Source organism: Clostridium sp. B9, assembly GCF_050509515.1.
GTDB lineage: Bacteria > Bacillota > Clostridia > Clostridiales > Clostridiaceae > Sarcina.
The window spans coordinates 530,161-552,357 of the sequence record NZ_JBNWKA010000003.1; the positions used below are offsets into that span (position 1 = coordinate 530,161).

General features: G+C 29.6%; 11 protein-coding genes and 3 pseudogenes. 13 read left to right on the forward strand and 1 reads right to left on the reverse strand.

The genetic code is table 11. The features are described 5' to 3' along the window. The first annotated feature begins 401 nt into the window (after window positions 1–401). The 9 genes and pseudogenes from ACQZHJ_RS02470 to cls all read left to right on the forward strand — a co-directional run bounded on the left by ACQZHJ_RS02470 (window position 402) and on the right by cls (window position 14,349). On the forward strand, window positions 402–965 hold the full coding sequence (locus ACQZHJ_RS02470; protein WP_430483960.1) for a hypothetical protein: 564 nt from the start codon (window positions 402–404) through the stop codon (window positions 963–965). A 271-nt stretch (window positions 966–1,236) separates the two neighbouring features. Then, window positions 1,237–3,318: pseudogene (locus ACQZHJ_RS02475) on the forward strand (DNA polymerase III subunit alpha); the annotation flags it as partial. A 744-nt stretch (window positions 3,319–4,062) separates the two neighbouring features. Continuing rightward, window positions 4,063–5,901, forward strand: coding sequence for a group II intron reverse transcriptase/maturase (gene ltrA, locus ACQZHJ_RS02480; RefSeq protein WP_430483961.1), 1,839 nt, complete (start codon window positions 4,063–4,065; stop codon window positions 5,899–5,901). A 107-nt stretch (window positions 5,902–6,008) separates the two neighbouring features. Then, a pseudogene (locus tag ACQZHJ_RS02485) lies at window positions 6,009–7,499 on the forward strand (OB-fold nucleic acid binding domain-containing protein); the annotation flags it as partial. Between the two features lie 752 nt (window positions 7,500–8,251). Beyond that, entirely contained in the window at window positions 8,252–9,211 is a 960-nt protein-coding gene (pfkA, locus tag ACQZHJ_RS02490; RefSeq protein ID WP_430483962.1) for a 6-phosphofructokinase, read from the forward strand. A gap of 97 nt (window positions 9,212–9,308) precedes the next feature. Next, window positions 9,309–10,709: a pyruvate kinase gene (gene pyk, locus ACQZHJ_RS02495; RefSeq protein WP_430483963.1), complete on the forward strand. Its 1,401-nt coding sequence runs from the start codon at window positions 9,309–9,311 to the stop codon at window positions 10,707–10,709. A gap of 677 nt (window positions 10,710–11,386) precedes the next feature. Continuing rightward, the gene (locus tag ACQZHJ_RS02500) at window positions 11,387–11,743 is read left to right on the forward strand and encodes a DUF1540 domain-containing protein (RefSeq protein WP_430483964.1); all 357 of its coding nucleotides are present in this window, start codon (window positions 11,387–11,389) and stop codon (window positions 11,741–11,743) included. 232 nt (window positions 11,744–11,975) lie between these two features. After that, window positions 11,976–12,764, forward strand: a complete 789-nt coding sequence (locus ACQZHJ_RS02505; RefSeq protein WP_430483965.1) for an SDR family NAD(P)-dependent oxidoreductase — start codon at window positions 11,976–11,978, stop codon at window positions 12,762–12,764. Between the two features lie 40 nt (window positions 12,765–12,804). After that, window positions 12,805–14,349, forward strand: coding sequence for a cardiolipin synthase (cls, locus tag ACQZHJ_RS02510; RefSeq protein ID WP_430483966.1), 1,545 nt, complete (start codon window positions 12,805–12,807; stop codon window positions 14,347–14,349). 58 nt (window positions 14,350–14,407) lie between these two features. Here cls and ACQZHJ_RS02515 read toward each other — a convergent pair whose 3' ends face one another. Further along, a complete protein-coding gene (locus ACQZHJ_RS02515) occupies window positions 14,408–14,566 on the reverse strand; it encodes a DUF1540 domain-containing protein (RefSeq protein ID WP_430483967.1) in 159 nt (52 codons plus the stop codon). Window positions 14,567–14,791: 225 nt separating this feature from the next. On the opposite strand from ACQZHJ_RS02515, the gene ACQZHJ_RS02520 reads away from it, so the two are divergent. The 4 genes and pseudogenes from ACQZHJ_RS02520 to ACQZHJ_RS02535 all read left to right on the forward strand — a co-directional run bounded on the left by ACQZHJ_RS02520 (window position 14,792) and on the right by ACQZHJ_RS02535 (window position 22,140). Next, complete coding sequence (locus ACQZHJ_RS02520; protein ID WP_430483968.1) at window positions 14,792–16,396, forward strand: PLP-dependent aminotransferase family protein; 1,605 nt, start codon at window positions 14,792–14,794, stop codon at window positions 16,394–16,396. Window positions 16,397–16,900: 504 nt separating this feature from the next. Beyond that, window positions 16,901–18,268 carry a 23S rRNA (uracil(1939)-C(5))-methyltransferase RlmD gene (gene rlmD / locus ACQZHJ_RS02525; RefSeq protein ID WP_430483969.1) on the forward strand — a complete coding sequence of 456 codons (1,368 nt, stop codon included), beginning with the start codon at window positions 16,901–16,903 and terminating at the stop codon, window positions 18,266–18,268. Window positions 18,269–19,762: 1,494 nt separating this feature from the next. Next, window positions 19,763–20,035 (forward strand): annotated as a pseudogene (tnpA, locus tag ACQZHJ_RS02530) (IS200/IS605 family transposase). 287 nt (window positions 20,036–20,322) lie between these two features. Beyond that, window positions 20,323–22,140 (forward strand): hypothetical protein, encoded by a 1,818-nt coding sequence (locus ACQZHJ_RS02535; RefSeq protein WP_430483970.1) that lies wholly within the window; start codon window positions 20,323–20,325, stop codon window positions 22,138–22,140. Window positions 22,141–22,197 lie beyond the last annotated feature (57 nt).

Here is a 22,197-nt window from a genome sequence, read left to right on the forward strand (position 1 = left end):
TTTCTATTGTCTATTTCAGAATAATTACTAAAGCTCAGAACTCCCGTTGGTCAAACAACTTCGCTTCTTAACGCAATTATTCTTCCATAGACAATGAAACTCTAAATCGCTCATTAAGATGGTCTTTCAGTTATATCTATAAATCACAACTACCTAAAAGATAAAAATTTAAATATTAAAATTAAAAATTTATGATATTTAAAAGTATAAAATTCATCTAAATATTTTTCTCATAATATTTATAGTTTTATTTTATTAGCTTTTTTTAGGTATAAATATTGATTGATATATCGTGATGTTTATTTTAAGTAATTAGTATGGTTAATATTGGAATGATATTTATTTGCTTAGTGGAGAAGATAAGAGTAAAAGTAATGTTAATTGATATTGGAGGTAGTGATATGGGAAAGAAATTTAAAAGTCTTATTTTCGCACTAGTAGGAGTTATGATGTTTGGTATTGTAGGAATGGTTGGATGTACTAAGAATTCTACTGAGATGCCAACTGAGCCAATTAGTCCAGAGGATAAGGCTATGACAAAACCAGAAGAATATAAGAATATGTTAGATGAAAAGATTAAGACTTACATGGGAGACATTAAATTAAGTACGGAGTATGATTTTTCCGATGTAACTGATGATAGCAAGAAGGAAGTTTATGATGCTTACAAAAAATACTACACAAATTTAGATACTGAACTTACAAATTTAGAAAATGAACTTAAAACTAATGTTGTTAAGGGTGATGCTATTGTTGATAAAGCAAATCAACAAATAATTAATAACATTGGTAACTTAAAAGATGTAATTAATAAGAATTTAAATGAGTTAGATACTAATATGGATTCTATACTTAATATGTCTAAAGAAGATTTTACAAATAAGATGAAAGAATTAGAAAAGTCATCATATGATGCTAGAGTTAAGCTTCAAAATTCTATAGAAGAAGCTCAAAATAGTTTATAATTTATAATAAAAATATCAACTAAGGAAATGTTAAATATCAATAACAAATCCAAAGTTGATATTTTTATTTTATTAAGTTAATAATTAGAAAGATTGTATTAAAAATTTTTAGTGTAGTTTGACTTATTATGATAGAATTAATATATTACTCTAAACTTAAAACATAATTTATTAAGAGTAATTTAAATAGCGAAAAAGCTAGTGAAATAGCGATTTATATAATAATTAGATATGTTTATTAGAAGCATATTTAGGAAAGGATGTGAAAGAAATGGGGGATAAAAAGTTTTGTCATTTACATCTTCACTCAGGATATAGTTTGCTTGATGGTTCTGGTAAGATAAAACCACTTATTAGCAAGGCAAAAGACCTTGGAATGGAAAGTATAGCTTTAACTGACCATGGTGTAATGTACGGGTGTGTTGACTTATACAAAGAAGCTAAAGCGCAGGGGATAAAACCTATACTTGGATGTGAAGTTTATGTTGTACCAAAGTCTAGAAAGATAAAGAGTAATGATGAAGATAATAAAACATATCACTTAGTTCTTCTTGTTAAGAATGAAAAAGGGTATGAGAACCTTATGAAGATTGTTTCTGTAGCGTCTATTGAAGGATTTTACTATAAACCAAGAGTTGATAGAGAATATTTAAAGGAACATTCAGAAGGGATTATAGCTTTAAGTGCTTGTCTTGGAGGAGAAGTACAGAAAGCTATTTTAAATGGAAATATAGAAAAGGCAAAAGAAGCAGCTATTTTTTATAGAGATACATTTAAAGATGGATTTTATTTAGAACTTCAAAATCATGGTATGGAGGAACAAAAGAAGGTTAATGAGGTGAATATACAACTAGCTAAGGAGTTAAATATTCCTTTAGTTGCAACAAATGATGTTCACTACATAAATCAAGAGGATTCGAAGGCACATGACATATTAATGTGCATTCAGACAGGAAAAACTGTTGATGATCCCAATAGAAGAAGATATCCTTCAGACCAATTCTATTTGAAATCACCTAAAGAAATGTGGGATATGTTTGACTACATTCCAGAAGCTTTAGAAAATACATTAAAAATAGCTGAAGAATGTAATTTTGACTATGAATTCCATGTTTCAAAGCTTCCTAAGTTCCCATTGCCAGAAGGGGTAGAACCTTTTGATTACTTAAGAAAAACTTGTTTTGATGGTCTTATAGATAGACTTGATGAGTTAAAGGAGCTTAAGGAAAATGGGGATTATGATATAGATAAGGTCTATAAAATCGGAGAAACAAATGAAGTTGTAAAAGAAGATATAGATAGACTAGAATATGAGCTTGGAGTAATCAAGCAAATGGGATATGTAGATTACTTCTTAATTGTTTGGGACTTCATTAAGTATGCTAATGATAATGGAATTCCAACAGGACCTGGAAGGGGTTCTGCCGCAGGGGCTCTAGTTGCCTATACACTAGGAATTACAAAAATAGACCCTATGAAATACAGCTTACTCTTCGAGCGTTTTCTTAATCCGGAGAGAGTAAGTATGCCAGATATCGACTCTGACTTCTGCTATGAGGGAAGACAGAGGGTTATAGACTATGTTGTTGAAAAGTATGGTCATGATAATGTATCACAGATTATAACTTTTGGAACAATGGCAGCAAGAGCTTGTATTAGAGACGTAGGTAGAGCTATGAATTATACTTATGCAGAAGTTGATAGAATAGCTAAGCAAATACCTACAGTTCTTGGGGTAACAATAGATAAGGCTTTAGATTTAAATCCAGAGCTTAAAACAATATATGATACTGAAGAGAGAGTAAAAGAACTTATAGATGTAAGTAGGAGACTAGAAGGTCTTCCAAGACATTCCTCTACTCATGCAGCTGGGGTTGTTATAGCATCTCAGCCTTTAGTTGAGTATGTTCCACTTCAAAAGAATGATGAATCAATAGTAACTCAATTTGATATGACTACTCTTGAAGAGTTAGGTCTTTTAAAGATGGACTTCTTAGGTCTTAGAACATTAACTGTTATGCGTGATGCTGTTGATATGATTAAATACAATAGAGGCGTAGATGTAGATATAGATGATTTAGACTTTGATGATAAAGAAGTTTATAAGATGATTGGAGAAGGGAATACTGTAGGGGTATTCCAGTTAGAATCGGCTGGTATGACTTCTTTCATGAAGGAATTAAAACCAGATAATCTTGAGGATATCATAGCTGGAATTTCTCTTTATAGACCAGGTCCAATGGCTGAAATTCCTAAATATATAAATGGTAAGAGAGATCCTAAATCAGTTGAATATATAGTTCCAGAACTTGAAAGTATATTAAATGTAACTTATGGTGTCATGGTTTATCAAGGTGCGACACGTTTCTAAGTGAAAAGCTTAGACATTACAACAAAGTAATTGTAATAGAACTAATAATCAAAGCGAGCAGAATGATGGGGTAACGCCCTGAAATGTTCCCTCTAATACTCCGACTAGCAGAAACCTAATTAAGTAGGTTGATGTTAGAAGCTCGGTGAAGACGGCTGAGAGTGTACCGTAAATTGACAGTTAAGTCAATACGAAAAGCGAACCAGAGGTGGTCGAGTACATGATAGGCCGGGAGTCCATAAAATGCTCATGGTGAGTATGACTAATTGAGTAGTCTGACAAAGTTTCGAAATTAAGGGTCTATAATACCAAATGAACAGAAATGTCATTTGATTCAAGAGAATCGTTAGTGGGGTAAAGTAAAATTCTTGGTTATGAAATACCCTATATTGTTAAAGGCAATATCCAGCTAACAGGCTCATAGAAACCACCTAAAAGCATATGATACGGATATAGATTATTGGAACGTGGTAAGCCAGTAACATGGAGAACTTAATTTCTGAGAAGTGTTTGTAAGGAAATAATCAAATAACTTACATTAATACTGGTGAAAGTGGTGCCACAGTACCTACGAAGTCATGATAATAAATGATGGAGGGATAGGCACTAGTCAAATTGATTAGAAAATATTTTAATAGCGGTTTAGTAATTTTAAATAAAATTACTCATAAAGTTCGTGTATGACTAAAAGAGAGAGGAGAGTTCGCAAGAACCGAATTTCGATTTATGACAACTAAAACAAAAGATAACCTAAAGAACCAATTACTAAGAAATACTGAATACTATAACTTTCAAAAAGAATTAGACGCACTATATGAGAATAGTAAAAACAATCAAAAGTTTACAAATCTCATAAATAAAATCACTGATGAAAGAAATATCATGCTCGCATACAGAAATATTAAAAATAATAAAGGCAGCAAAACTCCAGGAGTTAACGGTAGAACCATAGAACACTTAAATTCATGGGATACAGACAAAATAATTAATTATGTCAGAACAAGAATATCAAACTTCAAACCCATGAAAGTTAAATTCAAAGAAATACCAAAACCAAACGGAAAACTAAGGCCTTTAGGTATTCCTACCATAGAGGATAGACTAGTTCAACAATGTATAAAACAAATACTTGAACCAATATGTGAAGCTAAATTTCACAAACACTCGTATGGGTTCAGACCCAACAGGAGTACCAAACATGCTATAGCGAGAATGAACGTTTTAATCAACAAGAGTAAACTACATTATGCAGTTGATATAGATATCAAAGGATTCTTTGATAATGTCAACCATGCTAAATTACTCAAACAAATGTGGAGCCTAGGTATTAGAGATAAAAACTTACTCTCAATAGTCTCAAAAATGCTAAAAGCAGAAATAGAAACTAAAGGTATACCAACCAAAGGGACTCCACAAGGTGGAATACTTAGTCCACTTCTCTCTAACATAGTATTAAATGAACTAGACTGGTGGATAAGCAACCAGTGGGAAACATTTAAAACAAACCATGAATATGGAAGGATTGCTCAGGGGAGAATGGACTATAGTCATAAATACCGAGCGCTAAGAACCAACTCGCAACTCAAGGAGATTTGGATAATAAGATACGCAGATGATTTTAAAATCATGTGTAAGGATTACAAGAGCGCTCAGAAAATATTTATTGCTACTAAAAATTGGTTAAACGAGAGGCTCGGTCTTGAAATTAGCTCAGAGAAATCAAAAGTGGTTAACCTTAGGAAAAACTACTCCGAATTCCTTGGACTAAAGATTAAAGCAAGAATAAAAGGTAACAAATATGTTGTTAAATCACATATCAGTGATAAATCAGTGCAGAAAATTAAAAAAGAATTAAAAAGGAAGATAAATTATATTAAAACAGATCCTATTAAAGTGCAAATGTATAACGCTACTATATTAGGACTACACAACTATTACAATATGGCTACTAATGCCAGTAAAGATTTTTATCGAATAGGTTATGATTTATCTAAAACATTATACAGCCAACTTAGAGGACAATACAGCCTCAGAGGTGTAAAAACAAAAGCGTACACGAAATTTTATAGTAATTACAATTTCAAAACAATTTATATACAGAATATAGCACTCTATCCAATACAAGGAGTACGGTATGAAAACCCGAGAGCTTTCACCCAGGAAACGTGTAATTACACATCGCTCGGCAGAAGTCTCATTTATAACAAGCTAACTACAATAGATATGAGAATCCTAAGATATATTATGACTAACCCCATCAGGGGAAGAAGCCATGAATATAACGACAACAGAGTCTCACTATATTGCGGTCAACAAGGTAAATGTTACATCACTGGCAAGAAACTGGATATAGATAACATGGAAGTTCATCACAAAATCCAAATTAAGAACGGGGGTACGGACTCGTACAACAACCTAGTATACATAACAAAGAATGTACACAAGCTAATACATGCTAAAAACGAGCATATATTAAACAAGTATATAAATGAAATTAACCTCAATGAGAAAGAGGTTGGCAAATTAAACAAACTCAGAAAATTAGTTGGAAACCACGCTATTTAAATTAAATAATCAATTGATGGAACGCCGTGTGAGTAGGAAACTCTCATGCACGGTGTGAAGGAGGGGAAAAGATGGCGATAATTTCAAAGTCTTACCTATTCCTATAGCAGGTTATGGAGATTGTTAGAAAGTTAGCTGGATATTCAATGGGAAGAAGTGACCTTGTTAGAAGAGCTATGTCTAAGAAAAAGCATAAGGTCATGGAAGAGGAAAGAAAGAACTTTATATATGGAGTTGAAGATGAAAATGGAAATATAGAAGTTCCAGGATGTTTAAGAAATGGTATTTCAGCAGAAGCTGCAAATAAGATTTTTGACTCTATGATGGACTTTGCATCTTATGCATTCAATAAGAGTCATGCTGCTGCTTATGCTATTATTGGATTCCAAACAGCATACCTTATGAAATATTATCCTGTGGAGTTTTTAGCTGCAATGCTTAACTCAGTTATGGGTAACAGTGATAAGGTATCAGAGTATATAAGAAGTGCTGAGAAGCTTGGTATTCAAGTTTTACCACCAGATATAAATGAAAGTTATACTAAGTTTACGGTTAAAGGTGATACTATAAGATTTGGTATGGGGGCAATCAAGAACGTTGGAGTTAACGTTGTTGCTAATATATCAAAATCAAGGGATGAAAAAGGTAAATTCACATCTCTTATGGATTTCTGTAACAAAATAGACTTAAGTATTGTAAATAAGAGAGCTGTGGAGAGTTTAATCAAAGCAGGAACATTTGATAGCTTAAAGGTTTATAGATCACAATTACTATCTGTATTTGAAAAGATAATGGATGGAGTTTACTCTCAAAGAAAGAAAAATATTGATGGTCAAATGTCATTGTTTGGAGCTATTCAAGAGGAAAGTGAAAGCTTAGAAATAAGCTATCCAAATATAAAAGAGTTCAACAAAAAATATATGCTTGCTATGGAAAAAGAGATGACTGGACTTTATATGAGTGGACACCCACTTGATGATTATGAAAAGGCATTGCAAAATCAAACATCAATATCCATAGAAAAAATAGTTGAAGCTCAGAAAAATTTAAGTGAACAAAAGGACGTAGAACTTGAAGAATTGGTGATAGACAACTCACTAACCGATGGAACAAGAGTTATAGTAGGGGGTATCCTTACAAGTGTTTCTAGAAAAGTAACTAGAAATAATACTTTAATGGCATTTGCAAAGATAGAGGATCTAACAGGTTATTTAGAATGTGTTATCTTCCCTAAAACTTTAGAAAAATGCAATACATTAGTAAATGAAGATGCTTTTGTTATTATTAGAGGAAGAGTTTCACTTAAAGAGGATGAAGAACCTAAGATTCTTTGTGAAGATATTCAACCTTTAGAAAATATGGATTCTTCAAAGGTTTATATAAAGGTTGAAGATAAAGAAAAAGCGAATATGATTACTAAACCATTAAGAGTTTTATTATCAGAATACAAAGGAGATTCTCCAGTATATATATTTACAGCTAAGGAAAGGGCTTCATTTAGACTTGCAAGAGATATGTGGGTTAACTTAGATAGTAATGTTATAGAATTTTTAAAGGGAAAATTCGGAGAAGAGAATGTTAAGGTGGTTGAATCATAAATAACTTATGTTTAATTTTTAACAATTATTTAGTCTTTTTATGTAAAACTCATTGTTGTAGTGAGTTTTAGTAGTTTTTTATTAATATATGTAAGTTTAAAGTTTAATCAAATTTTTATAAGAAAAACATATTTTATATATAAAAAAATACATTAAAGGAAATATATATCCATCTAAGGAGAGCTCTGGTTTAAGGTTAAAATATTTTTATAATACTTAAGTAGTAACGATTACTTATAAAGCTTTAAAGAGATATTTTACATATTAGACTAAAAAAACTCTTTCTTTAGGTGGACTTTTTTTAAAAACATGATAAAATAAATTTGTAAATTTTCTTAAAATTAAAAAAATATATTTTATTTGCATAATTTAATATAATTTATACAGAAAAATATGTTTTTTTAGTTTTAAATGGGCGGTTTAGACAAATTTTAAAATATAACTTTTAGCATTTGGTTAAATATAAAAAATAATTTAGAGCATAATAATATTGATAAAATTATCAAATATCGAGTTTTTTTTCTTCAATTCTACATAAAAAGGTTGAAAATGGACACTACTTTAAGTACAATTAATTGTGGTAGAATAGTATTAACAAAGTTACGTAGGGTATTTTAATTTTGAGATAAAATTTTACATAGTTTAAAAATGATAAACATTTAACATATATAAATAATATCTTAGAAATGTGGGTAATATTTGGCACTGTTGGGAGCAAAGTTGTCCCAGGTGGTGTAGAGGAGGAAAATATTATGAAAAAGATTGCTGTTTTAACAAGTGGTGGAGATGCACCAGGAATGAATGCTGCATTAAGAGCAGTAACAAGAATGGCTTTACACAATGGACTTGAAGTAATGGGAGTTCAAAGAGGGTACGCTGGTTTAATAAATGGAGAACTATTCAAAATGGATAGAAAATCTGTTTCAGAAATAATAAACAGAGGTGGTACAATCTTAAGAACTGCTAGATGTTTAGAATTCAAGCAAGAAGAAGTAAGAGAAAAAGCTGCACAAATATTAAAAGCTTATGGTGTTGAAGCTTTAGTAGTTATCGGTGGAGATGGATCATTCATGGGAGCTAAACTTCTTTCAAAATTAGGAGTTAAGACTGTTGGATTACCAGGAACAATAGATAACGACTTATCTTACACAGATTATACTATAGGATTTGATACTGCATTAAACACTATAGTTGACGCTATAAACAAGTTAAGAGATACATCAACTTCACACGAAAGAGTATCAATCGTAGAAGTTATGGGAAGAAACTGTGGAGACCTTGCTTTATATGCTGGTATCGCAGGTGGAGCTGAAGCTATAATAGTTCCAGAAATGCCATTTGATAAAGATGAATTAATTAAAACTATATTAGAAGGTAAAGCTCATGGAAAAACTCACAGCATAATAGTTGTTGCTGAAGGAGTTGGAGGATCAGATGCTTTAGCTAAAGAAATTGAATCTGTAACAGGAATAGAAACTAGAGCTACAATTTTAGGACACATTCAAAGAGGTGGAACACCTACTGCTGATGATATAGTATTAGCATCAAGAATGGGAGCTAAAGCTGTAGAAGTTCTTCTAGAAGGAAAAACTTCAAAAGTTATAGGTATTAAAGATGGAAGCATATTCGATATGGACATAGACGAAGCTTTAGATGTAGAAAGAAGCTTTGACGAAAGTTTATATGAAATGGCTAAAGCTATCAATAAATAATTTTTAATTACGTTAATGACATAATAAATTTTTAAATTTATTATTTATTATATATTTTAAACTTAGGGTTAATTTTTTACGAGGGAGTGTTTTTTAAATGAGAAGAACAAAATTAGTATGTACTATTGGACCAGCTAGTGAAAATGAAGAATTATTAACAAAAATAATTGAAGCAGGTATGAACGCTTCAAGACACAATTTCTCACATGGTGACCACGAAGAGCACAAAGGAAGAATGGTTAAAGTAAGAGAAATAGCAAAAAAATTAGGTAAAGAAGTAGCTATATTATTAGATACTAAAGGACCAGAAATAAGAACAGGAAAATTCGAGCCAAGCAAAGTTGAATTAACTGCTGGATCAGAATTTACTATATATGCTGGAGGAGATGTAGTAGGAGATACTACTCAATGTTCAGTTACTTACGCTGGATTAGCTAAAGACGTTAAAGCTGGAGATACTATCTTAATAGACGACGGTTTAGTTGGATTAGAAGTTGTATCTGTAGAAGGAGACGCTGTTAAGTGTATCGTAAGAAACACTGGATTAGTTGGAACTCACAAAGGAGTTAACGTTCCTGGAGTATCAATAAAATTACCAGCTATGACTGATAAAGACAGAGCTGACTTAGTATTCGGTTGTGAAATGGGAGTTAACATGGTTGCTGCTTCATTCATCAGAAAAGCAGAAGACGTTAACGCTATAAGAGAAGTATTAGTTGCTAATGGTGGAGCTGATATACAAATATTCTCAAAAATCGAAAACCAAGAAGGTGTTGATAACATAGATTCAATACTTGAAGCTTCAGATGGTATTATGGTAGCTAGAGGAGACCTTGGAGTTGAAATTCCAATGGAAGATGTTCCTTCAGTTCAAAAAATGATCATCGAAAAATGTAACGAAGCTGGAAAACCAGTTATAACTGCTACACAAATGTTAGACTCAATGATGAGAAACCCAAGACCAACTAGAGCAGAAGTTTCAGACGTAACTAACGCTATCTTAGATGGTACTGACGCTGTAATGTTAAGTGGTGAGTCAGCAAACGGAAGCTGGCCAGTAGAAGCTGTTGAGACTATGGTTAAAATAGCTACTAAAGCTGAAGAAATGTTAAGCTACGAGTTAGCTGCTTCAAAAGCTAAGAAACACATACCAGCTGTTCCAGGAGTTATCTCAAGAGCTGCTTGTAATGCTGCACACGAGTTAAAGTCAGCTGCTATAGTTTCATTAACTCAATCAGGAGCTACTGCTAAGAGAATATCTCAATGCAGACCAGATGCACCAATCGTTACTGTAACTCCAAATGAAAGAGTTGCTAAGAAAGTTGCATTATGCTTCGGAGTTTACCCAGTAGTTGCTGAAAATGCTACAATGGAAAACGCTGTTGAAATAGCTAAAAACGCTGGATTCGTTAAAGCTAATGATACTGCTGTAGTTGTTGCAGGTGTACCAGCTAACGAAGGAAACACTAACATAGTAAAAGTTGAAGTTGTAAAATAATTTTATAACTTGTTATGAAAATAGGTAGTCTAGGCTACCTATTTTTTTTATGCAATTTAATATTTTAGACTATATATTTTAATTGAATGTTGGTTTTAGAGAGTCTAAAGGTTTTAATAGTTTAAAATAAACACAAATATTAAATTAGTAGTAAAAAATAAATATTAACAAATTGTAAATAAAAAAAGTTAAGTTTTAAAATGTAAATATTATTTGTTTTTATTTAATATAGAGTGGTTTAAATTAAATAAAAACATAAAATTAGTTAATTCACAAAAAGTTAACAAAATTCTTATGACAAGGAGAACAAAATAGTGTATATTATATATTGCTTATGAAATAATATAAGTAGAATCAAAATGGCAACTGATTCCAAACTTTAAAAGTGCTTAATGACTGATAACATTAAGTGCTCTTTTTTTGTTTAAAATTAGTATGTGGATTTTGAGTAATAGATTTTATTGTTAAAAAAAATTACTATATGGAAAATCAATATATAAAGTTTTATAATACTTTATGAATAAATAATGACTATTTAGAGGATAAATTGTGTTTAGAGTTTAATAAATTAAGATTAAAAAAAGTACTTGTCTATAATTAGTAAGTTGGTTATTAATGTATAAATTATATTTAAATACAAAAGATAATTTTAAATAACTAATGAGGAGTTGGGATTTATGACAAGATTAGCGTGTTCAGCACATAATTGTGTTAATCATGTAAATGGTATGTGTACGGCTCTAACTATCACTGTTGATGGAGAGAAGGCTGAAAACAGAGAGGAAACATGTTGTGAGACATTTGCACCTAGAACCTTTGTTAACGCTGTAAAAAGTGCTTTTAATACTAATTATGCAGGAACTATAATACAAGCTTTAGATAGTCAAGCAGATGTAGATCATAAAATAAAGTGTTCTGCATTAAATTGTACATATAATGTTGGTATGACCTGTACATCTACAGATATACAAATTTTTGGTCCAGAGGCTAGTGCTTCAACATCTACAGAGTGTGAAACATTCTATAAAGAATAAATAAATTAAGAAGGGCTAGAAGATAAAGAAATGACTTTGTCTTCTAGCTTTTTTATTATATAATAAATTATATTTACAAAAAATTGTTAGATTTAAGATTATTATAAGATTATAAAAAAGTTACTTTAAGATTTTAGTTATAAAATTAAAGTTGGCTTTATAATAATTCTATAAATCAATATAATTTAGGTGTAAATATTTTTTTATTATACAATCAAAAAAAGGGGGATGTATGAAAAAAACTGCTGTAATAACAGGTGCTACTAGCGGGATTGGTAAAGAATTTGCTTTTAGACTAGCTAGTAAAGGTTACAACTTAATCATAGTTGGGAGAAGGGAAGATAAACTTAAAGAAGTCGCTAGAGAAATAGAAGAAAATTTAAAAGTTAATGTTGCGGTTAATATTTTAGATTTAACTAATGATATTGAATTTAATAAATTTGTTTCAGAATTAGAATTAAGAGAAGATATTGAGTTTTTAGTTAATAATGCAGGGTATGGAGCTGATGATGCTTTTACAAGAGATCAATATTCAAAACAATTAGGTATGGCTAAAGTTCATATGTTGGTTACTATGAGGCTTTGTCATAGTTTAAGTAAGCAGATGAAAAGAAATAAAAAAGGGTACATAATTAATGTAAGTTCAATGGCTGGTTTTAATGTTTTTCCAAGTTCAGCTATGTATTGTTCAACAAAAGCTTTTTTAATAAGTTTTTCTCAGTGCTTAGCAATGGAGCTTATAGGAGATAACATTAAGGTTCAATGTCTTTGTCCTGGATTTACAAGGACTGATTTTCATAGTAAGTTAGAAATGGAAGAAAGTAAACTTCAGAATAAGGGACTTGTAAGATGGATGAGCACAAGTGAAGTTGTTAATATAAGTTTAAAAAATATAGATAAGAGATTAAAGGTCATTGTTATACCTGGTTTTTGTAATAAGATTCTTTATTTCGTAAGCAAACTAACTCCTAAGTGGTTATATTATAAAGTAGCTATTAAGGGGTGGGAGCTTATGGATTAGTGTTAGAAGAGTTATTTTATAGGGTTTTAAAGGAGGAAAAATGGAGAAACTTTTAAAGCGATTACTTAGTAGAACTTTTATAGTTGGATTTCTAATATTCGTACAATTTGTTATTTTAATGGCTGGAATATGGAAATTAAGTGAAGACTTTGTTTATCTATACTTTTTATTCATTGCAATAAGTATAGTGGTATTTATTTATATTGTAAGTAGAAAAGACAATCCATCATATAAGTTGGCATGGGCAGTACCGGTTTTATTAGTACCTGTCTTTGGTGGACTATTTTATTTAATATTTGGGGGGAATAAAACAAGTAAGACTTTTAGAAAGCAAATACAGGCATCTTATGATGAAACGGAACATCTTTTATATAATGATGGTAAAGTTCTAGAGGAATTAGAAAGGATAGATAAAAGTATTGCAAATCAATCTAGATATATTGCTGATTATTCACAATTTCCAGTATATAAAAATACAATAACAGAGTATCTATCGCCGGGAGAAGAGTTCTTTGAGAGACTAAAAGAAGAACTTAAGAAGGCCAAACACTATATTTTTATGGAATATTTTATAGTTCATGAAGGTGTGATGTGGAATAGTATTTTGAATATACTAGAAGAAAAGGTTAAAGAAGGGGTAGAGGTTAGGTTTGTATATGATGATATGGGGTGTTTGAGTACACTACCATATAAGTATAATGAGGTTTTAGAATCTAAGGGTATTAAGTGTATGGTGTTCAATCCATTTGTGCCATTATTATCATTAAGAATGAATAATCGTGATCATAGAAAGATTACAGTTATAGATGGACATACAGGGTTTACTGGTGGAATAAATTTAGGTGATGAATACATAAATGAGATTGTTAGATTTGGACATTGGAAAGATGCATCTATAATGCTTAAGGGAGATGCTGTTTGGAATCTCACGGTAATGTTTCTACAAACTTGGAATTTTAACAATATAGATGATAGAGAAAGAGAATCTTATGAAAAATATTATCCATATTTTTATCATGAGGAAGAGTTTGAGAGTGATGGGTATGTTCAACCTTATGGAGATAGCCCATTAGATGATGAAATTGTTGGAGAAAATGTTTATCTAAATATTATAAATAAGGCTAAGGATTATGTTTATATAAATACTCCTTACTTTATCGTAGATAATGAGCTTGTAACGGCTTTAACACTTGCAGCTAAGAGTGGAGTGGATGTTAGAGTTGTAACACCTCATATAGAAGATAAATGGTATGCGCATATAGTTACAAGAGCCTATTACCCTCAACTTATAGAGGCTGGAGTTAAGGTTTATGAATATACTCCAGGGTTTATACATTCAAAGACATTTGTATCAGATGATGAGGTTGGTACAGTAGGATCTATTAATATGGATTATAGAAGTTTATATCTTCATTTTGAATGTGGAGTTTGGCTATATAAGACTAAATCTGTTATGCAGATTAAGAAAGATTATTTAGAGACTTTAGAAAAGTGTCAGCGAATAACAATGAACGATTGCAGTAAAATTAAATTACCAACAAGAATATTAAGAGCGGTAATAAGAGTATTTGCACCGCTTATGTAGAAAAAAGGAGGCTAAATTTAGCCTCCTTTTTGGTGTTAAAAACGAATGTGAGTTTTAATTATTTTTTCTCAAAGCTTCCACAATCTGTACACTCTGCACATTTAGGATCAGCAGTGTTTTTTACAACTTGAATTTGGTTTAGAGTACAATAATTGTCCTCATTACAATGGTGCTTACATTCAATAACTGTACATCCGATACTTGAATTATGTTTCATAACAAACAAACCTCCTTAAGTTAAGAACCTCTTGTTGAAAAATCAACATTTATAGGATGTGTATTAACTTAAAAATTTATACTGGAAGTTATATGGTAAGTATGTATATAAAAAAAATCATATGTGATAAAATTTATTTAGTCTAAAGATTTGAGATGATGATAAGAATTTTAAGTGATATATCTATGAAGTTAGAGCTTTATAGTGATGATCTTGGAGGAAGTTATGTTTAAAAATTTGACTTTTAGTGGAGAAAAGAAAAAATACATAGAGATAGCTGATTATATTAGAGGTCTTATAAGTAGAGGAGTTCTAATAGAAGGTAGCAAGCTTCCTTCATCAAGAGAGATAAGTAGTGTGTTATCAATTGGAAGAAATACTGTTATGGCTGCTTATGAGATTTTAGAGAGTGAAGGTTTAATTGAAACTACCAAGGGAAAAGGGACTTTTGTTAAAAGTGGAGTTTCTAATATAGTTAATTATGAGAATTCAAAAATTAAATTAGTTTCTAATAAGAATAATAAAGGTGAAAATAATTCTTGGGAAATTGATTGGAGTAAATCAACTAATGAATATGGAAAGCTTGCAGAGAAATTTGATATTTTAAAAAGTGAATATAAGTGGGAAAAAGGTATGATTTCTTTTAAAAGTATTGCTCCAGAAGGAGATCTATTTAATATAGAAGAACTTAAAAGAGCTTTTTTAAATAGAATTGCCTTAGAGAAACATAAGATAGTGAACTATGGTTATGCTGTTGGATATAAGCCATTTATAGATTATTTAAAGGAGTATATGGGAGATAAAGGAGCTTATTCTTATGATAAGGAAATAATAGTCACAAATGGCTTTACAGAAGGATTAGACATGATATTATCATCTTTCACCGAAGAAGGTGATTATATACTTTGTGAAAATCCAACTCATAATACTGCTTTAAAAATAATGAAAACTCACAAACTAAATATAATAGGCGTCAATATGACTAGAGACGGAATGAATATTGATGATTTAAAAGAAAAAATTAAAAATAAGAAAATTAAATTTGCTTATTTAATACCTTCATATCACAATCCAACAGGGATTGTAGCATCTATAAAAAAAAGGGAAGAAGTATATAAAATTTTAAAAGAGGCTGGAATTCCAATAATAGAAGATGGATTTAATGAGGAACTTCTATATGAGAGTGCCCCAACAATTCCACTTGCTTCATTAGATAGAGAGAGTAATGGAGTTATTTATATAGGAAGTTTTTCAAAGATATTATTTCCAGGGCTTAGAATAGGATGGGTTTATGGAGATAAAAGAATAATAGAAGTATTAGAAAGTGTGAAAAGATGTAGAAATATTCATAGCTCATTTTTGGATCAAGGAATTCTTTATGATTTTATGATAAGTGGAGCTTTTGAAAAATATATAAAAAAGGTTAGAAAAGTTTATAAGCAAAAATATAAATTTACAAAGAAGGTTATAGAAAAGTATATACCTCAAGCGGAGATTTGGGGTGAAGGTGGACTTCATATTTTTATAAAAATAAAAGGGGTAGATACAAGAGAACTTTTAGATAAGTGCTATAAAAGAGGAGTTCTTTTTATGCCTGGAGATTTATTTTATGTAGAAAGCTTCAAAAATAGAGTTTGTGAAGAAAAAGATATTGCTATAGAAATTTTCCAAGAGAAAAACTTAAATATAGGAAAATTTGAAGATAAGAATATAGGCCATGAAAATAATGCAAAGGATACATTAAGGCTTGGATTTACAAGAGTATCAAAAGAAGATATAGAAAAAGGTATAAAGATAATAGGCGAAGAGGTTGATAATAACTTAAAGTAGTATTTATTTTTTAGATAAACTTCAAAATCTACTTAACTTCACAACGTATTTCTATTATCTATTCCAGAATAATAGCTAATACTTTTAAACTCGCTAACGCTCAGACAGAAAAAGTATCTTAACGCTATCATTCTTACATAGATAATGAAATACTAATTGCTTGTTAAGATGATTTTTCCGTATTATCTAAAAAATAAATAAGCCTTTAAGTTATTAGTAGGTCAATAGTTAATAAGCAATATAGTTATGCATTTAGCTTTGGAGTATTGTATAGGAATGATGCGTTGTAAAAGCTTATATCATATGATAAGCTATATAAGTTAGTTGTAACTTGATTTTAGAACTTAGTATTAGATTTTATAATTTGAAAAATTAAAGAAAGGTCTATTTAAAGATTAGATTTTTATTTACTAAGTAAAAATTAAGTTTATATAAGTGAAAACTAGTTTTGAAATGATGAACATAATATAGATGATAAAAATATACATAAGGGAGTTTTGGTGCATGGTTGAAAAGAATAAAGAATATGTTTTTGATATAATTTCTCAAGGTTATGAGGGGGAAGGAATAGCTAAGATTGATAATAAGTTTCCTATATTCATTGAAGGAGCTTTAACTGGAGAAAAGGTTAAGGTTAGAATAGTAAAGGTTAATAAAAACTTTGCTTATGGAAAACTTCTTGAAGTTGTAGAAGCTTCTCCTGAGAGAGTTAACCCAGCTTGTGCTATTTATAAAAGATGTGGTGGATGTAAGCTTCAACATGCTTCTTATAAAGCTCAGTTAGATTTTAAATGGGATAGAGTTAAGGATTGTGTTAGCAAAATAGGAAAGCTTGATTCTAGCATAGTTAAGTATCCTTTAGGAATGGAAGATCCTTGGAGATATAGAAATAAGGTTCAGCTTCCAATAGGTTTAATAAATGGAGAAGTTAAAATTGGATTCTTTGCTCCAAGAAGTCATGACATTATTGATATGGAATCTTGTTTAATTCAAGATGAAATAGGGGATAAAGTTGTTAAGCTTACTAGAGAGTGGATAGAGAAATTTAATATAAGACCATATAATGTGGATGGACAATATGATGAAAAGGGAATAGTAAGACACATAATGATAAGAAGAGGATTCACTACTAATGAAGTTATGGTTGTCTTAGTTACTAATGGAGAAAAACTTCCTCATAAAGAAGAGTTTGTAGAATTAATGGTTAAGAATATTCCAGGAATAAAGAGCGTTATACAAAATATAAACTCAAAGAAAACTAATGTAATATTAGGATTAGAAAGTAAAACTCTATGGGGAGAAGATACAATATCAGACTACATAGGCGATTTCAGATTTAATATATCTCCATTATCATTCTTCCAAGTAAATCCTGTTCAAACTGAAGTTTTATATGGTAAGGCTTTAGAATATGCAGAACTTACAGGAAATGAAGAAGTATTTGATGCATATTGTGGAACAGGAACAATAACATTATTCCTATCACAAAAAGCTAAAAAAGTTTATGGAGTAGAAATAATTCCACAAGCAATAGATAATGCATGGATAAATGCAAAAGAAAATAATGTAGAAAATGTAGAATTCTTTGTTGGTGAATCAGAAGTAGTAATCCCAGACTTAATAAATAATGGAGTAAAAGCTGATGTGGTTGTAGTAGACCCACCAAGAAAAGGATGCGATAAAAAATTATTAGATGCAATAACTCACATAAATGCTAAGAAAATAGTATATGTAAGTTGTGACCCAAGTACATTAGGAAGAGACTTAGCAATATTAGAAGAGAATGGCTATAAAACTTTAGAAGTACAGCCTGTTGATATGTTCCCTAACACAGCACATATTGAAAATGTTGCGAAGTTAATTAAGAAATAATGTAAAGAGACATAAAACTCGAAAAAATACTTTGAAAGCTTAACCGGAACCAAGAAAGTCGAAATAGAATAGATTTTTTTAGGATAGCTTACAAGGAAATAAAAAGAAAAATAAGTACCCTCTGGAGGAATAAAAGATATCCTTTGGAGGGTTTTTTGTGTGAAAAAATGGGGAGGGAATTAAGCGGAAAGGTGCGAGGGTATTTGGGGATAGCTTACATGATATAAGTGCTTAGATGAAGATGAGCTTTGATATATCAGGGATAGATAGGTCAGAGACGTGATAGAAAAGATATAATTGGGGAGTAAGATTGTGACGGTAGGTTGAAAAGACCGGTTTGTTTTGGGCGGTTTTTTTGTGGGAGAAATTTGGGATGAAAATTAAGATGAATAGCGATAAATCCAGTTAGACAATTAAGGAAATCTCTAAAAGTAGAAAAAGAAAAAGGGTAATGAAAACCATGAGAAAAAGGGGAGAAAAGTAGTTCGATAATTTGGGGAGTGTACCAAGACAAGCGAGGTGTAGGGGGATGTTTTGGGGTGACTTTTTGGGGTGAGTACAATAATTGTAAAGTTACATTAAACTCGAAAAAATACCTTGAAAGCTTAACCGGAACCAAGAAAGTCGAAATAGAATAGATTTTTTAGGATAGCTTATAAGGAAATAAAAAGAAAAAAATAAGTACCCTCTGGAGGAATAAAAGAATATCCTTTGGAGGGTTTTTTGCGTGAAAAAATGGGGAGGGAATTAAGCGGAAAGGTGCGGGTTTTTTGTGGGAGAAATTTGGAATGAGAATTAAGATGAATAGCTATAAATCCAGTTAGACAATTAAGTAAATCTCTAAAAGTCGAAAAAGAAAAAGGGTAATGAAAACCATGAGAAAAAGGGGAGAAAAGTAGTTCGATTTTTTTTGGTGAGTATATAGTAAGAAGTTAATTTTATATAAAATTTATGTGTATAAAATTAAATTTACTTTAACTGGGAATAGTTTGGATTAATACAATAATATAAAGTGCTTGAGTAAAGGTTGATGCAAAGGAAAATAATTTGAAGGTTATTCTTAAACAAGAAATTATCAATAAGGAAAATCAAAAAACTATATTAGGTGTGATAAAAACAGAATACGCTAGTGATTTAAATGTAGATATAGAATATTATATGTTTTAAATTAATGCATTGATTATTATAATGCTATAGTTGATTTGTTTGAAGAAATATATAATGGAATTTATCCTAATTGTATCATAAACAATACATCAAAATTAAATATTAATAAAAGTAAAAATAAATTAGATTTAAATAATTACTTTATTATAACTTAGTATAAAAATGACTTAATAGCCGTTTTTATTATTATATTTAGAAAATCCAACGTTAGACATGGGATTCAAAAGAGCGTATAGCTTGAGGATAATAAAAAACTCCTTCTGGTATAATAAAAATGCTATCTGGCAACTGTATAAAATATCAGAAGTAGGACATTCAAAATGAATAATGTACATAGTTTATTACATACAAAATGGAACTGTAAATATAAGAGAAGCTGAGGTGTGTGTTAATCACATACATATGCTTATAGAAATTCCACAAAAGATTAGTGTAGCAAGTTTTATGGGATTTTTAAATGGAAAAAGTAGTTTAATGATATACGAAAATAGGGAGACTGTGTAATAAAAATGAATAAATAGAAAATTGTGGTTTAGAAGATATTGTGTTGATACGGTTGGAAAAAATACAAAGAAAATAAAAGAATATATAGAGCAATAATTGCAAGAAGACAAACTTTCAGAACAACTTACAATTGATGATATAAACTCTTTCAAGGATGACAAGTAGAAATATCGCATGTGTCTGACCGAACATACGACTTTAGGCGTAGCTAGTAAAAAAGGACCGTGCCCGAAAATGACAAACCTCCAGCTGAGCCGAAGACTATTTATTTTAAGTGGATTTAGCATTGATAAATAAAAAATATATTTATCATATATTTAAAGTTATAAGTATAAAGTTAATAAAATATATTATATAGAATAATATGTTTATGAGGTATTTTAATGAATGAGACTTTAGAAAATCAAGTTCAAGACTTTATTTCTAAAAAAGAAGTGAGTAGTGAAGAAGCAATTGAATTATATGATAAGATTCTTAAAGAAAAATCTTCTTTTAAATTGGAAAAAATATATTTCAATAATTTAAAGGAGAAGATTCAAGCTTTGAAAAGTGAAGAAAAAGATAGGTTGGTAAATTCTTTGGAAATAGCTTTAGATAAATTAGTTCAGAAAGAGCTAGAAAATAATATATCAAATGTCAAAGAGTTTGTACATTGTTTTGAAAAGAATATTAACTATTTTAAGTTTTTTAATTTATTAGAAATAGAGAATGAGTCTTATAAAAAGAAAATCGAAGAAGTTAGTTTATATTATTTAAGTGAATCAGACAAGATTATAGAAATAAAATATAACTATCTATATGATTTTGAATATATTTTTGATGATATAATTCATCTTTTAATTATAAAAATTATTTGTTATAGAAAGCTTATATTAAATAATAAAAGAGTAGAATTTTTAAAAAATTATATTGATGATATTAATAGGATTAAAAAATCTATATCAAGTAGGTATTGTGATATCATGTTAGAAGACTATGCAACAAATTTCGATGAATTGGGTCTTTGTGGAAATATAAATCAATTAGAAAACGAGTTTTGGAAATGCATAGAAAAAGGGAGAGGTGATTATAAAGTATGTAATATGCTATCTAAAATTTACTATGATATAAGTAATAAATATCTTTTGGAAAATAATAACTATGAAAGTTGCCTAAAAAAAGCATTGATTTATGCTAATAAATCAATTGATAAAAAAAATGATGATAGTGTATTATATTTAAATAGAGCTATATTAAATGTAAAATTATTAAATTATAAAGAAGCATTTAAAGACATAGAATTAGCATTAAAAGGTAAATATATTGAAAAAAGTGACTTATATAATTTTGATAAGATATCAAAATTATATTATAAAAATAATATCATATATAAATTTTTAGAATCTATGAGTAGCCTTGGAGAATCACCTAAATTATATAGACTTATAGGACAATTTATACTTAAATTCGTAGTTGATGAAAATTTAAAGAAAACTCAAGATAGTCAAGGACATAGATTAAATCTTGGAATTTATGATGAATTTAAGGAGGAGGCAGCAGGCTGGTTTAATAAAGCATATAATTTAAAACCTAGAATTAGATACCTAAATAAGATTGTAGAATGTAAGTTGTTGATTAATAAAAGCAATGAAGAAGCATTAAAAATATGCGAGGAATTCTTAAAAACAGATGAATTTAAAAATAATAAAGAAAATTTAGATAGATTTAATTATTTATATGCATATTCATTATACTATAACAATAAATTTAGAGAAGCTAGAGATATATTTTATAAATTATGTGAAAAGTTGAAGAATAAGAAAAAAGTTTATAATGAGTATTTAAGGATGTATTTTAATTGTTTATTTAAGTTAAAGGAATATAATGTTTTGTTAGAGCATTATAAAATTGAATCCCCATTTAATGAAGAAACAACTAAAAACAATATTAAAGTTTTAGAAAAAATTAAAGATAATAAATTTGGTAGTATTTATGCTGAATCTATATATGAGATTAATAATAAAGAAGTTAAAAAGATAGATAAAAATGAAGGCGTTAAAAAATATTATACTTATAAAGATAATAAATATGATAAAGAATATGAAAGTTTATATGTAGAATATGAATGTTTTGATTTAAGTAATAGAAATAAAGAAGCGGAAAAGCCAGATTGGTTAGGTGGACAAGAGACAGAAGAGGAGTATTGGGAGCACACTGAATAATTATTAAATTGAAAAAGTTGAAATTTTAGGAAAAAAGAATTATAAAGGCAGTTAGAC